General features: G+C 58.8%; 12 protein-coding genes. 6 read left to right on the top strand and 6 right to left on the bottom strand.

The annotated features are described in order from the left end of the window. Window positions 1–29: 29 nt before the first annotated feature. Window positions 30–959, top strand: a complete 930-nt coding sequence (locus APU11_RS16360; protein ID WP_013098016.1) for a LysR family transcriptional regulator — start codon at window positions 30–32, stop codon at window positions 957–959. A gap of 24 nt (window positions 960–983) precedes the next feature. Here the strand turns inward: APU11_RS16360 and glpQ are convergent, their stop codons facing one another. Then, entirely contained in the window at window positions 984–2,042 is a 1,059-nt protein-coding gene (glpQ, locus tag APU11_RS16355) for a glycerophosphodiester phosphodiesterase (RefSeq protein ID WP_058651754.1), read from the bottom strand. A gap of 11 nt (window positions 2,043–2,053) precedes the next feature. Continuing rightward, window positions 2,054–3,406 (bottom strand): glycerol-3-phosphate transporter, encoded by a 1,353-nt coding sequence (gene glpT / locus APU11_RS16350; protein ID WP_013098018.1) that lies wholly within the window; start codon window positions 3,404–3,406, stop codon window positions 2,054–2,056. Window positions 3,407–3,661: 255 nt separating this feature from the next. On the opposite strand from glpT, the gene glpA reads away from it, so the two are divergent. Genes glpA through glpC form a run of 3 tightly spaced genes read left to right on the top strand, consistent with a single transcriptional unit; the run spans window position 3,662 to window position 7,684 of the window. Then, window positions 3,662–5,290: an anaerobic glycerol-3-phosphate dehydrogenase subunit A gene (gene glpA, locus APU11_RS16345; RefSeq protein ID WP_045292153.1), complete on the top strand. Its 1,629-nt coding sequence runs from the start codon at window positions 3,662–3,664 to the stop codon at window positions 5,288–5,290. Beyond that, window positions 5,280–6,497 (top strand): glycerol-3-phosphate dehydrogenase subunit GlpB, encoded by a 1,218-nt coding sequence (glpB, locus tag APU11_RS16340; protein WP_045292155.1) that lies wholly within the window; start codon window positions 5,280–5,282, stop codon window positions 6,495–6,497. The genes glpA and glpB overlap by 11 nt, the downstream gene beginning before the upstream one ends. Next, the gene (gene glpC, locus APU11_RS16335; protein WP_058651755.1) at window positions 6,494–7,684 is read left to right on the top strand and encodes an anaerobic glycerol-3-phosphate dehydrogenase subunit GlpC; all 1,191 of its coding nucleotides are present in this window, start codon (window positions 6,494–6,496) and stop codon (window positions 7,682–7,684) included. Before glpB ends, glpC begins: the two co-directional genes overlap by 4 nt. 32 nt (window positions 7,685–7,716) lie before the next feature. Here the strand turns inward: glpC and APU11_RS16330 are convergent, their stop codons facing one another. From APU11_RS16330 to tctD, 4 genes are all read right to left on the bottom strand, one after another. Beyond that, window positions 7,717–8,916: a nicotinamide mononucleotide deamidase-related protein YfaY gene (locus APU11_RS16330; protein WP_020690657.1), complete on the bottom strand. Its 1,200-nt coding sequence runs from the start codon at window positions 8,914–8,916 to the stop codon at window positions 7,717–7,719. Between the two features lie 93 nt (window positions 8,917–9,009). After that, window positions 9,010–9,549 (bottom strand): YfaZ family outer membrane protein, encoded by a 540-nt coding sequence (locus APU11_RS16325; protein WP_013098023.1) that lies wholly within the window; start codon window positions 9,547–9,549, stop codon window positions 9,010–9,012. A gap of 131 nt (window positions 9,550–9,680) precedes the next feature. Beyond that, entirely contained in the window at window positions 9,681–11,090 is a 1,410-nt protein-coding gene (locus APU11_RS16320) for a sensor histidine kinase (RefSeq protein WP_058651756.1), read from the bottom strand. Further along, complete coding sequence (gene tctD / locus APU11_RS16315) at window positions 11,077–11,751, bottom strand: transcriptional regulator TctD (RefSeq protein WP_013098025.1); 675 nt, start codon at window positions 11,749–11,751, stop codon at window positions 11,077–11,079. Before tctD ends, APU11_RS16320 begins: the two co-directional genes overlap by 14 nt. Window positions 11,752–11,894: 143 nt before the next feature. Between tctD and APU11_RS16310 the strand changes: the two genes are divergently transcribed. Both APU11_RS16310 and APU11_RS16305 read left to right on the top strand, forming a co-directional pair. Next, entirely contained in the window at window positions 11,895–12,875 is a 981-nt protein-coding gene (locus tag APU11_RS16310; protein WP_029881726.1) for a tripartite tricarboxylate transporter substrate binding protein, read from the top strand. A gap of 11 nt (window positions 12,876–12,886) precedes the next feature. Next, window positions 12,887–13,318 carry a tripartite tricarboxylate transporter TctB family protein gene (locus APU11_RS16305; RefSeq protein ID WP_013098089.1) on the top strand — a complete coding sequence of 144 codons (432 nt, stop codon included), beginning with the start codon at window positions 12,887–12,889 and terminating at the stop codon, window positions 13,316–13,318. The last annotated feature ends 7 nt before the right edge of the window (window positions 13,319–13,325 follow it).

Here is a 13,325-nt window from a genome sequence, read left to right as displayed (position 1 = left end):
AACCGAATAAGCCATAAAGGAGCGCCTGTGTGAACAAGTTCGTGGAGATGAGCACGTTTGTTTCGGTTGTTGAGTCGCAAAGCTTTGTTGGCGCGGCGGCAAAGCTGGGGACATCAAAATCGGTGGTCAGCCAGCGCGTCAAGATGCTGGAGAAACGGCTTGGCGCAAGCTTGCTGGAGCGTGGGCCCCGCCTTAGCCTGACGGAAGCGGGTCTGCTTTTTTATCAGGAGTGCGTGCGTATCCTTGACGAAGTCACACAGGCGGAAGAAGCCGTAGCACCCTCACGCAGCGAGCTTCACGGCGAGCTGCGTATCGCCACCTCGCATACCTTTATGACCACCCATCTGTCGACGATCCTGGCCGGATTTATTGGCGCTCATCCGGGACTGTCTCTCGATATCTCGACAGAAGATCGGCAGATTAATATGCATCAGCCCGACTTTGATATCGCCATCCGCCTGGGTCTCGTCCCGGACTCTACGCTCATCGCCCGCACGCTGGCGCGCAATCTGACCTGGCTGTGCGCGAGCCCGGACTATCTGGCGCAACGGGGCACGCCTGTGCACCCCGTTGAGCTGGAGCAGCATGACGGACTGTTATATACCCACCGTGCGCCAGGCGGTTGCTGGCAGCTACTGCATAACGGGCAGCGCCAGAACTGGCGCGTCAGAAATCGTCTGCGTTCGGATAATGCTTTCAGCCTGCTGGAAGCCGCCAAAGCAGGGCTTGGGATTGTGGTCATGCCGTTATTTTTAGGTGCTGATGCGATATTGCGCGGAGAACTGAATATTATTTTACCCGGCTGGCAACCGGATGGTGGCAACATTGTGGCCCTGTATCGCCAGACGCGTCGCGCCTCGCCGGTGATCCAGGCGCTGGTCAACCTGGTCGCAGAACAGCTAGGGCCAGAGCCAGAATGGGAAAAAAAGCTAAGGCTGGCCGGCCTACTGCCCGAATAAAAAAGGGCCTTACGGCCCCTTGTATTACTTGTTATGCAGGAATGAAACTGCTTTATCCGGGAAATCCGTAAACAACCCGTCTACGTCCGCCTGCTTATACAACACCTCGTAAAGCTGATTCACGTCCGTGGCGTACGGCGGTAACTGGTCTGCGCGCACCGTATACGGATGCACCTGCATCTTGCTGGCGTGTGCCTCTTTTACCATCGCCGTCAGCTTCACGTGGCCCGGGGTTGAACCTTCCGCCACCAGCATGTGGTAATCCGGCCCGATCCCGTCGGCGTACTGCGCGATCTGCTTCATGGCGCCCGGTTTGAACATCCAATCGTAGTTGTAGTTTACCCACTTGCCGTCTGCCTGCTTCTCCTGGGTTTCGTTCCAGTCGGTATAGGCAATCAGCTGGATCAGATTGAGATCCATCCCCATCTTTGGCTCCAGCTCGGTTTTGATGCGCTTCAGTTCCGCGGCGTCAAAACACTGGAGATAAACTTTGTCCTTCTTGCTGGTGTAGCCGTACTGCTTCAGCACCTCCAGCGTCTTCGCGGCAATATCCTTCCCTTCCTGGTGATGGAACCAAGGGGCTTTAATTTCCGGATAGATACCGATATTTTTGCCCGTCGAGTGGTTCAGCCCCTGAACAAACTCAATCTCTTCCTGGAAGGTATGGATACGGAAGTCAGATTTACCCATCGGGAAACGTCCCGGATAAACCTGCACCTTCTTGCCGTTTTCAATCTCGAAGCCTTCGGTAAACTTCAGAGAGCGGATTTCATCCAGAGTAAAATCGATGGCGTAAAAACGACCATCTTTACGGGCGCGGTCCGGGAAACGCTCCGCCACATCGGTCACGCGATCAAGATAGTGGTCATGCAGGACGACCAGCTGGTCGTCCTTTGTCATCACCAGATCCTGCTCAAGATAATCGGCCCCCTGCGCGTAGGCCATCGCTTTCGCCGGCAGCGTATGCTCCGGCAGATAGCCGCTTGCGCCGCGATGGGCAATAACGATTTTATCCGCCGCCAGTGCGGAGCCGGTCATCAGGCCCGCCAGCAGCAGACCGGTCGCTAATTGAGTTAATTTCATGGCAATGCTCCTTATTGACGACGCGCCAGCACGTCCGCGTGGTGACGTTTTTCACCGATCATCACAACAATCAGCAGCAGTACCGCCAGCACGCTGCCGCCGATCATTACCATAAAGCCGCCGTCCCAGCCGAAGAAGTCAACGGTATAGCCCACGATGGCGCTCGCCGCGACCGAACCGCCCAGGTAGCCAAACAGACCGGTAAAGCCTGCCGCCGTACCGGCTGCTTTTTTCGGTGCCAGTTCCAGCGCATGCAGACCGATCAACATAACAGGACCATAAATCAGGAAGCCGATGACGATCATACAGGTCATATCCACGCCCGGGTTACCCGGCGGGTTGAGCCAGTAGACGACGGTGGCAATGGTCACGAGCGTCATAAAGAAGACGCCCGTTGCGCCACGGTTGCCCTTAAATACTTTGTCCGACATCCAGCCGCAAATCAGCGTCCCCGGGATCCCCGCGTATTCGTACAGGAAGTAGGCCCAGGAGGATTTATCCAGCGCGAAATGCTTCACCTCTTTCAGGTAGGTCGGTGACCAGTCGAGGATGCCGTAACGCAGCAGGTAAACAAACACGTTCGCAACCGCGATGTACCACAGCAGTTTGTTTGGCAACACGTACTTCATGAAGATCTGCTTTGCCGTCAGCTCTTCTTCGTGCTTCTCGCTGTAATCATCCGGATAGTCGTTTTTGTACTCCTCAATCGGCGGCAGGCCGCAGGACTGCGGTGTATCGCGCATCAGCGCAAACGCGATAATCGCCACCAGAATGGCGCCAAAGGCAGGCATATAGAGCGCAGCGTGCCAGTCGTTGAACCAGGCCATCCCCAGCAGGAACAGCAGAGGCGGAATGCCGCCACCCACGTTATGCGCGCAGTTCCACACCGACACGATGCCGCCACGCTCCTTTTGCGACCACCAGTGCACCATGGTACGCCCGCATGGCGGCCATCCCATCCCCTGGAACCAGCCGCACAGGAACAACAGCACAAACATAATGGCGATGCTGGACGTTGCCCATGGCACAAAGCCCATAAACAGCATCACCGCCGCCGCCAGGATCAGACCGGCTGGCAGGAACACGCGCGGATTCGAGCGATCCGACACCGATCCCATGATGAATTTCGAAAAGCCGTAGGCGATGGAGATCCCCGACAGCGCGAACCCGAGATCGCCACGCGAAAAGCCCTGCTCAACCAGATAAGGCATGGCGAGGGCAAAGTTTTTACGCACAAGGTAATACGCCGCATACCCGAAGAAGATCCCCAGGAAGATTTGCCAGCGCAGGCGGCGGTAAAGCGGATCTATTTCTGCCTCAGGCAGACGCGCCCGGTGCGGCGCAGGTTTAAAGATACTGAGCATGACAGCCTCCGTGGCCATGTATTGAATTTACAGGGGTTTAACTGCCCCAAACTCCAGCAAGGCGGGGATGTTAAGAAATCACGGTGATTGTTACTGTGAATCAACGCACAAATTGTTACAGAAATATGACAACATGCGCAAAAAAGCGCATGAAATCACGTTTCACTTTCGAATTTCGCTCGTTTGTGTTCGAAATCAAACAAACCACAGTTTTCATGTGGCTAAATGATAAAAAACGAACACAGAGGGATGACAATGACAATTCACGATCCACGCTACAGCGATGTGATTATCATTGGCGGGGGCGCGACCGGCGCTGGCATCGCACGCGACTGTGCGCTCAGAGGGCTGAGCGTCACGCTCCTGGAGCGCCATGATATTGCGACCGGCGCTACCGGACGCAATCATGGCCTGCTGCACAGCGGCGCCCGCTACGCCGTTACCGACGGCGAATCGGCACGCGAATGTATCGCCGAAAATCAGATCCTGCGACGTATCGCCCGCCACTGTATTGAACCGACCGACGGCCTGTTTATTACGCTTCCCGAAGACGATCTCGCCTTTCAGTCAACTTTCATTACCGCCTGCCAGGCCGCGGGAATTCAGGCGCAAGCCATTGACCCGGCCCTCGCTCGCCGCATCGAACCTTCGGTTAATCCGGCACTGACGGGTGCAGTAAAAGTCCCGGACGGCACCGTGGATCCGTTTCGTCTGACGGCGGCCAACATGCTGGATGCCCGCGAGCACAGCGCGCGGATCCTGACCGGCCATCAGGTCACCGGGCTTATCCGTGAGGGGCATCGCATCGTGGGCGTGCGGGTCCTGGATACGCAGTACAACGAACACAGCGAGCTGTATGCCGCTGTGGTGGTCAACGCGGCGGGGATCTGGGGGCAACGCATCGCAGAATACGCCGATTTATCTGTGCGCATGTTCCCGGCCAAAGGCTCGCTGCTGATCCTCGACCACCGCATTAATAACCATGTCATCAACCGCTGCCGTAAACCGTCTGACGCAGACATCCTTGTCCCCGGCGATACCATTTCGTTAATCGGGACCACCTCCACCCACGTTGACTACAGCGAGATTGACTACAATCGGGTCACCGCAGAAGAGGTCGACATCCTGCTGCGCGAAGGAGAAAAACTGGCGCCGGTGATGGCCCAGACCCGCATCCTGCGCGCCTACGCGGGTGTGCGTCCGCTTGTCGCCAGCGATAACGACCCGAGCGGGCGCAACGTCAGCCGTGGCATTGTGCTGCTTGACCATGCCGAGCGCGACGGGCTGGACGGCTTCATCACCATCACCGGCGGTAAATTGATGACCTACCGCCTGATGGCCGAATGGGCGACGGATGCTGTCTGCCGCAAGCTGGGCAATAGCGAACCGTGCGTGACCGCAGAACAGCCCCTGCCCGGCTCGCGCCAGTCCACCGAGAAAACGCTGCAAAAAATTATCTCCCTGCCTGCCCCCCTGCGTGGTTCGGCTGTCTATCGCCATGGCGACAGAACACCGGTCTGGCTGGGTGAAGGACGGCTGAGCCGCAGTCTGGTATGCGAGTGCGAGGCCGTTACCGCCGGGGAAGTGCAATACGCGGTGGAGAATCTGACGGTGAATAGCCTGCTCGATCTCCGCCGCCGCACCCGCGTCGGAATGGGCACCTGTCAGGGCGAACTGTGTGCCTGCCGTGCCGCCGGACTGCTGCAGCGTTTTCATACCACCACTGCCACCCAGTCGCTCGATCAGCTCAGCGATTTTCTGAACGAGCGCTGGAAAGGCATTCAGCCTGTCGCCTGGGGCGATGCCCTGCGTGAAAGCGAATTTACCCGCTGGGTGTACCAGGGGCTTTGCGGTCTTGAGAAGGAGCAACGCGATGAAATTTGATACGGTGATCGTCGGCGGCGGGCTGGCGGGTCTGCTCTGTGGCATCAAACTCACGAAGCAGGGACTGCGCTGCGCCATTATCACCCGGGGCCAGAGCGCCCTGCACTTCTCGTCGGGCTCGCTGGATCTGGTGGACGAAACGTACCGCGAAAAACTGCCGGCAGAGCATCCTTATCACCTGACTGGCGCGCAGCACATTGACCGCTTTGCCCTGGAAACCGAAGCGCTGCTGGCTGATTGCGGCGCACGTATGCAGGGGAGTGCCAGGCAAAATCACGCGCGCGTCACGCCGCTTGGCACCCTGCGTTCCGCCTGGCTCAGCCCGGAGGAGGTGCCCGTTGCCCCGTTCAAGGCCACGCGCGTGCGGGTGGTGGGCATTAGCGGTTTTCTGGATTTTCAGCCCCATCTGGCAGCGGCCTCGCTCAGTCGCCAGGGGGTCAACGCTGAAACGGCAGAGATTGACCTTCCTGAGCTGGATGTCCTGCGCGACAACCCCAGCGAGTTCCGCGCGGTGAATATTGCCCGTTTGCTCGATAACGAAGAGAAATGGCCGCTGCTGTATGAGGCGCTCAAACCGCTTGCAGAGGGATGCGATGCGCTGTTTATGCCCGCCTGCTTTGGCTTGCAAGACAACCGGCTGTGGCGCTGGCTGTCCGACCGCCTGCCCTGCTCGCTCGGCCTGCTGCCAACGCTTCCTCCGTCGGTGCCCGGTATTCGCCTGCATACCCAGCTTCAGCGCCAGTTTGTGGCCCAGGGAGGCGTGTGGATGGGGGGTGATGAAGTGAAAAAAATCACCCTGACTGACGGCTCGGTGAGCGAAATCTGGACCCGCAACCACGACGATATTCCGCTTCGTACGCGTTACGCGGTGCTGGCAAGCGGCAGTTTCTTCAGCAACGGTCTGCTGAGCAGTCGGGACGGCATTCGCGAGGCGATTATGGGGCTGGACGTCCGCCAGAGCGCCTCTCGCGCGGACTGGTATCAGAGCGATTTCTTTGCCCCGCAGCCGTGGCAGCAGTTCGGCGTAATCGTGGATAACCAGCTGCATCCGCAACTTTCAGGAAAGTCAGTACCGAATCTCTACGCCATCGGCTCGCTTTTGGGTGGATACGATCCTATCGCCCAGGGCTGCGGCGGCGGCGTCTGCGCCATAACGGCGCTCTATGTGGCAGAGCAGATTTGCCAGCGCACGGAGGCTGAACAATGAACGATACCCGCTTTGAAAGCTGCATCAAATGCACGGTCTGCACCACCGTCTGCCCGGTCAGCGGCGTCAACCCGCGCTATCCCGGTCCGAAACAGGCCGGGCCGGACGGCGAGCGCCTGCGTCTGAAGGACGGCGCGCTGTACGATGACGCGCTGAAATACTGCATCAACTGCAAACGTTGTGAAGTCGCCTGTCCGTCGGATGTGAAAATCGGCGACATTATTCAGCGCGCCCGGGCACGCTATAGCACGCAAAAACCGTCGCTGCGCGATGCCATTCTTAGCCATACCGATCTGATGGGCAGCGTCTCCACGCCATTTGCCCCGCTGGTGAACGCCGCGACCTCGCTGAAACCGGTGCGCCAGCTGCTGGATGCCACGCTTAAGATCGACCATCACCGCAGTTTGCCCAAATATTCCCACGGCACCTTCCGCCGCTGGTACAAATCCGTAGCGGCAGACCAGGCGCGGTATGCCGACCAGGTCGCGTTCTTCCATGGCTGCTACGTGAATTACAACCATCCGCAACTGGGTAAAGATCTGCTGAAAGTGCTGAACGCCATGGGTACAGGCGTGCAGTTACTGAACAAGGAGAAATGCTGCGGCGTGCCGCTGATCGCCAACGGGTTTACCGATAAAGCGCGCAAACAGGCCAGAAGCAACGTCTCGTCGCTGCGCGAGGCCATCGTCGATAAAGGCATTCCGGTGCTGGCCACCTCCTCGACCTGTACCTTCACGCTGCGCGATGAGTATCCGCACCTGTTGGACGTGGACAATACCGGCCTGCGCGAACATATCGAGCTGGCAACCCGTTTCCTGTGGCGCAAGCTGGACAGCGGGCAGACGCTACCGCTGAAAAATTTACCCCTGAAAGTGGTCTATCACACGCCATGCCATATGGAAAAAATGGGCTGGGCGCTTTACACGCTGGAACTGTTGCGGTTAATTCCGGGGCTGGAGCTGACGGTGCTGGATTCGCGCTGCTGCGGCATTGCGGGGACGTACGGCTTTAAGCGTGAAAATTACGAAACATCACAGGCAATTGGCGCGCCGCTGTTCCGCCAGATTGAAGAGAGCGGCGCGGATATCGTGGTGACCGACTGCGAAACCTGCAAATGGCAGATAGAGATGTCCACCAGCAAGCGCTGCGAGCATCCGATCGCGTTGCTGGCGAAGGCCCTGGGTTAGGTATCGCCGGGGCCGCCGCCCCGGCAAACCGGTCACTCAACGAACAGCGATTCCACCACGTTGATCCAGCCGTGCTCGCTGGCCACCTCTTTACCTGCCAGCCAGCGACGCAGCATGTTCAGCGCCATCATGGCGCAGACGTCCTGACGCACCGCCAGGCTGTGGCGGGTGATACTCATTTTGACTCTTAAGGCATGCGTCCCTTCCGGCGTAGCCAGCGCAAAGTTGAGATATTCCTCATCCATACCCCCGACAAATAGCGCCAGCCCGGCAAAATGGTTGACCCGGCGTTCTGACGCCCAGCGCGCCGTCTGCGCCAGCGTCTCCTGCTGGAACGGCACCACCTCGCTGGCCAGCAGCGGAGCATTAACGCGCGACAGTTGCAGCGCCAGCAGGCCGCCGGTGAACTGCTCGCTGAGGGTGACGCTCAGCTGGCGCGACTGCAGATGCTTCGCAATCTGCGCCGGTAGCCCTTCCGTACCCTCGAAAATCAGACTTTCGCCCGCCACGCGCTGCACTTCCGGCCAGAGCGCCAGCATCGCCGCTTTCTGCGTGGCAGGCCCGGTGAGCTTGAGTTCAATGATCGGCATGGAAGAGCGATAGCCCATGGATACCCCCGGCGGCAGCGGCAGGTGATCGAGGCTCTGCGCCAGATCGCTTTCCGAACGGCCAAAGGTGGTCAGGCGCAGGCAGACTGGCGGTTCAGGCAGGGTAAAACGTTGACGAAGGCGCGGCAGGATCTGCTGTTCGACCATCACTTTAAATTCAGACGGGACACCCGGCGTGAAGAACATCAGGCAGCGGTTCAGTTGAACGGCGAAACCGCAGGCAGTACCCACCGGGTTATCGACCAGTTCGGCGCTGGCCGGGATTTCAGCCTGTTTGCGGTTGCTGGGTGCCATCACGCGGCCACGTTCGGAGAAGAAACGCTCCATGTGGGCCAGCCACTCCTCGTGCAACACCAGCCCTTCGCCTTTGGCGGTCGCGGCAGCCAGCGCGCTGAGATCGTCGCTGGTAGGGCCGAGCCCACCGTTCACAATCAGCACGTCGCAGTGTTCGCTACGCTCGCGCAGAACGGTCACCAGCGACTCAAGACTGTCGCCTACGGTATTGCGGCGCGTTAACGGTAATCCTTGCTCAAAGAAAAGATCGGCAAGCCAGGCAGCATTGGTATCAATAATCTGTCCATGCAGCACTTCGTCGCCGGTGGATAACATCTCCACATTAATCATTGTGTTCTCCCGCTTATATGGTGAAAACACTATAGCGCAATCACCGGCATGGAGAGGAGAGAAACTGGCGCGACGGACGCCGCGCCGGAGGGGTTAGAAGCCTGCGCTGACGCCCACGTACGGGCCGTCAGCCAGCGCGTTGTCGCGGTTGCCGTCTTTGCCCGCCAGGTTCAGATAACGATAACCCGCTTCAATGGTAATTGGGCGCATGATGGTCCAGCGCGCACCCGCGTTGGCTTCTTCATAGCTGTCGATACCGCTGGAGAGGGAGTCCGGAGAGTAGTAGTACTCACCAAACAGGCCGAAGCTGTCGCCAATTTTCCACTGCAGACCGCCGCCCACCGCTGCCGCGTACCCTTCGTCGCCGTCGTTCGGGTTAGTGTAGATGCCTTTACCGCCGACGGTGGCCAGGAACGGGCCAAGAGGAATATTCAGACCCAGGCCGAGGCTTGCCGCATCGCCATCGTCGTCGTTATGCGTCCAGCCGCCGGTCATCGCCAGACCGGCGGTCTCGGTACCCAGGCCAAAGCCCAGATGAGTGTAATCCTGACCCGCTGAGCCGTTAAAGCTGATGGCGTTAGCCGCCGCCGAAACGAATATCAGGCCTAAGCCCATCAATGCCACTTTTTTCATTATCATGTTCCCGCGCAATTTATAGAAAAGTCCCAAAAAAACCGCGAGATTTTAACCTGAGACGCCTGGCGATCAAGCACTCTGCGTGCGGCGGGCAAGTAGATTGTAACGATTTGAAACGCGCGGTTTTTTTACGTCAGCAACAGAAAGCGCATTTTTACGCTCAGCCCTCCCAGAGCCTCACTGCGGGAAAGCTGCAGGTGGCTTCGGTGAAGCCGGGCGATATCGCTCGCCAGCGCCAGCCCGATACCCGATCCGCTGGCGTCCCCGACGTTGTCGAGCCGATGGAAAGGCAGTATTGCCTGATGAATTTGGCTGTCTTCGATGCCGGGCCCGCTATCCTCCACGCTGAGCTCAACGCCGCCCGCGTCGGTGTGCAGGAACACGGTAACAATGCCTCCTGCCGGGGTGTACTTGATCGCGTTCTCAAGCAGGTTGGCGCACAGCTCCCCCAGCAGCACCTCATCACCGTCTATGATGACGGGTTGCTGAATGCCGTCATAACCCAAATCGATCGCCTTGCTGCGCGCCTGCGTCAGTCTGGAGAAACAGCAGTTCTGCACCACCTGAACCAGGTCCACCGGCGCAAACTGGCGATCCCCCTGCTCTTTGCGCCTCACCGTGGAGAGTTGCAGCAGCCGTTCGGTGAGGACGATGGTGTTATCCAGCGTCACGTTCATGGCGCGTAAACTCTCCTGCCACAGGGCCGGATCGTTTCGCGTCAGGGCAACGGAAACCTGGGTTTTGAGCACCGCCAGCGGCGTTTTAAGCTGATGAGACGCATCGGCGTTGAAGCGCTCCTGGCGGGAAAGCACGCCGCGTAATCTGTCGATATAACGGTTAAAAGCCACGATCAGCAGCCGCGTTTCCGACCAGGGCAGCAGCTCCGGCAGCGGGGCCAGCAGCCCAGGCTCACGGCGCACCATCAGCGAAGAGAGCTGACGCATCGGGCGCAGCACGCGGCGCAGCAGCCAGGCGGTTAAGACCAGCGTCAGCAGCACCAGCAATCCCTGCGAAACGAGCGATGAAAACAGAAGCTGAGTGGCGAGATAGCGCCGCGACTGCAAGGTTTCGGCGACGTAGATCTCCGCCATACCGGAAACATTGTCTTCGTTAATTGGCTGGAGCAGCTTCGCCACGCGGATCGCCTGGCCGCGATACTCGGTATGATAAAACCAGGCCAGCGCGGGATAGTGCGTGGTGCGCGACGTGGAGGGGGGCATGTTCGGCAGATCGTCATAGCCGGAGATCACCCGCCCCTCCGGGTCAACCACCTTGTAATAGAGACGATCGTTCATGTTCAGCTCAAAGCTGTCGAGCACCACCCAGGGAACATCAACCAGCAGCTTGCCGTTGTGCACCTCCAGCCGCTCAGAGACGGTACGCGCCGAAGATAACAGCGTGCGGTCGTACGCCTGGGTCGCCGCCTGCAGGGCGCTGACGTAACTGTTAAAAGCCGATAATCCCCACAGCAACAGCAGCGGCAGGCCGAGAAAAAGCAGCAGTTGCAGATAAAGCGACTGAGGCTTAACCCACTTCATCGCCGCACTCCAGCACATAGCCCAGTCCGCGCAGGGTGGTGATCCGCACGCCGCTGCCGCTCAGCTTTTTGCGCAGGCGATGAATGTAAAGATCGAGACTCTCCGGGCTGACGTCGTCGTTCAGGCTAAACACCTGATCGAACAACTGCTGCCGGGAAACGGGGCGGGTGCGACGATGCATCAGCACCTTCAGCAGCGACAGTTCGCGCGGGGTGAGCGAGAGCGGCTCGTCGCGCAGCAGGAAAAAACCGTCGTCGTCATACTCCAGCTCCCCAAGGCGCTGGCGTTCCTGGGTTCTCCCCTCGCTTCTGCGCAGCAGGGCGCGAAGCCTGGCGTCCAGCTCCTCCAGCTCAAACGGTTTTGGCAGATAATCATCCGCCCCGGCGTTCAGGCCTTTCACCCGATCCGCCACGTTGCTGCGTGCGGTGAGAAACAGCACCGGCAAGGTCTGGCCGCGTTTACGTAAACGGTGCACCACCTCCAGGCCGTCAAAACCGGGCATACCGATGTCCAGTATCGCCACCGCGTAATTTTCCCCCTGCAGCAGATGATCGGCCGCGCGCCCGTCAGAAACGCAGTCTACGGCAAAGCCTTCCTGCACCAGCGCTTTCTCCAGCCAATGAGCCAGCTCACGATTATCTTCCGCCAGTAAGAGACGCATATCACATCCTGTAAAGTTGGTGTCGCGTTGAAAGGGAAATGAAAGGTTATTGTTTTAACAATCACGCAACGGAACCGCTACAAGGTGGTTCACATAATCAGAAAAAAACCCGTACCCCCGGATCGCCGGCGTGAGGATAAACGATGAAAAAACAATTACTTTCAACGATTGCTGCAAGCGTATTAATGTTGAGTGCCTCTGTTGTCCAGGCGCAGGACGCCCCGTCCCGCACCGAATGTATCGCTCCGGCCAAACCGGGCGGCGGTTTCGATCTCACCTGCAAGCTGATTCAGGTCAGCCTGCTGGAGACGAAGGCCATTGAAAAACCGATGCGCGTGACCTACATGCCAGGAGGCGTGGGCGCGGTGGCCTATAACGCAATTGTCGCGCAACGTCCGGCGGAAGCCGGCACGGTGGTGGCCTTCTCCGGCGGCTCGCTGCTTAACCTCTCCCAGGGTAAGTTTGGCCGCTACGGCGTGGATGACGTGCGCTGGCTGGCCACCGTCGGTACCGACTACGGCATGATTGCCGTGCGTGCAGATTCCCCGTGGAAATCCCTTAAAGATTTGCTCACCGCCATGGAAAAAGACCCCAACAGCGTGGTGATTGGTGCAGGCGCCTCCATCGGCAGCCAGGACTGGATGAAAGCCGCCCTGCTGGCGCAGCAGGCGAAAGTGGATCCGCACAAAATGCGTTACGTGGCGTTTGAGGGCGGCGGTGAACCGGTGACGGCGCTGATGGGCAACCACGTGCAGGCAGTTTCCGGTGACCTTAGTGAAATGGTGCCCTACCTGAACGGCGATAAAATCCGCGTGCTGGCGGTCTTCTCCGAAAACCGTCTGCCGGGACAGCTGGCAAACGTGCCGACTGCAAAAGAACAGGGTTATGACCTCGTCTGGCCGATTATCCGCGGCTTCTTTGTCGGGCCAAAAGTGACCGATGCCGAATACCAGTGGTGGGTCGACACCTTTAACAAATTGCAGCAGACAGACGAATTTAAAAAGCAGCGCGATCTGCGCGGACTGTTTGAGTTCAACCTGAACGGCAAGCAGCTGGACGAGTATGTCAAAAAACAGGTGAATGACTACCGCGAGAAAGCAAAAGCGTTTGGCCTGGCCAAATAACCGGAGGCGCTATGAGCGATCGCATTTTTGCCGGGATCTGGTTGTTGCTCTGCATTGGCGGGATGTTCGTCGCCTGGCAGATCCACAGCGAATACAGCTATGAACCCGTGGGGCCCCGCCCCTTTCCAATGGGCATTGTCGGCCTGATGCTGCTTTGCTCGGTGGCCATGCTGTTACGCCACCCGGATACCGTAGAGTGGCCGCCTAAGCGCATTTTGCAGCGGCTGCTGGTGATGGTCATTGTGCTGCTGATGTATGCCTGGGGCTTTGAATGGCTCGGCTTCCCGGTGGCGACAGCCATCCTGACGATGGTCATCGGCACGCTGTTTAACGCCAGCCTGCCTGCGGCGGGGATCTCGGGCGTGGTGATGGGCATTTTCCTGTGGTACGCCTTTGACCGCCTGCTGGATGTGACGTTGCCGCTTGGCGCCTGGCTTAATTAACGGAGCA

The sequence above is a fragment of the Enterobacter sp. 50793107 genome (assembly GCF_001463365.1).
Taxonomy (GTDB): Bacteria; Pseudomonadota; Gammaproteobacteria; order Enterobacterales; family Enterobacteriaceae; genus Enterobacter; species Enterobacter cloacae.
This window is presented reverse-complemented; position numbering and strand designations above follow the sequence as displayed.

Excerpts from the sequence above, each read along its gene's own strand:
- glpC (WP_058651755.1), top strand. The coding sequence starts at position 6,494 with ATGAACGATACCCGCTTTGAAAGCTGCATCAAATGCACGGTCTGCACC.
- glpQ (WP_058651754.1), bottom strand. The coding sequence starts at position 2,042 with ATGAAATTAACTCAATTAGCGACCGGTCTGCTGCTGGCGGGCCTGATG.
- glpA (WP_045292153.1), top strand. The coding sequence starts at position 3,662 with ATGACAATTCACGATCCACGCTACAGCGATGTGATTATCATTGGCGGG.
- glpB (WP_045292155.1), top strand. The coding sequence starts at position 5,280 with ATGAAATTTGATACGGTGATCGTCGGCGGCGGGCTGGCGGGTCTGCTC.
- APU11_RS16325 (WP_013098023.1), bottom strand. The coding sequence starts at position 9,549 with ATGAAAAAAGTGGCATTGATGGGCTTAGGCCTGATATTCGTTTCGGCG.
- APU11_RS16330 (WP_020690657.1), bottom strand. The coding sequence starts at position 8,916 with ATGATTAATGTGGAGATGTTATCCACCGGCGACGAAGTGCTGCATGGA.
- APU11_RS16310 (WP_029881726.1), top strand. The coding sequence starts at position 11,895 with ATGAAAAAACAATTACTTTCAACGATTGCTGCAAGCGTATTAATGTTG.
- APU11_RS16305 (WP_013098089.1), top strand. The coding sequence starts at position 12,887 with ATGAGCGATCGCATTTTTGCCGGGATCTGGTTGTTGCTCTGCATTGGC.
- APU11_RS16320 (WP_058651756.1), bottom strand. The coding sequence starts at position 11,090 with ATGAAGTGGGTTAAGCCTCAGTCGCTTTATCTGCAACTGCTGCTTTTT.
- tctD (WP_013098025.1), bottom strand. The coding sequence starts at position 11,751 with ATGCGTCTCTTACTGGCGGAAGATAATCGTGAGCTGGCTCATTGGCTG.
- glpT (WP_013098018.1), bottom strand. The coding sequence starts at position 3,406 with ATGCTCAGTATCTTTAAACCTGCGCCGCACCGGGCGCGTCTGCCTGAG.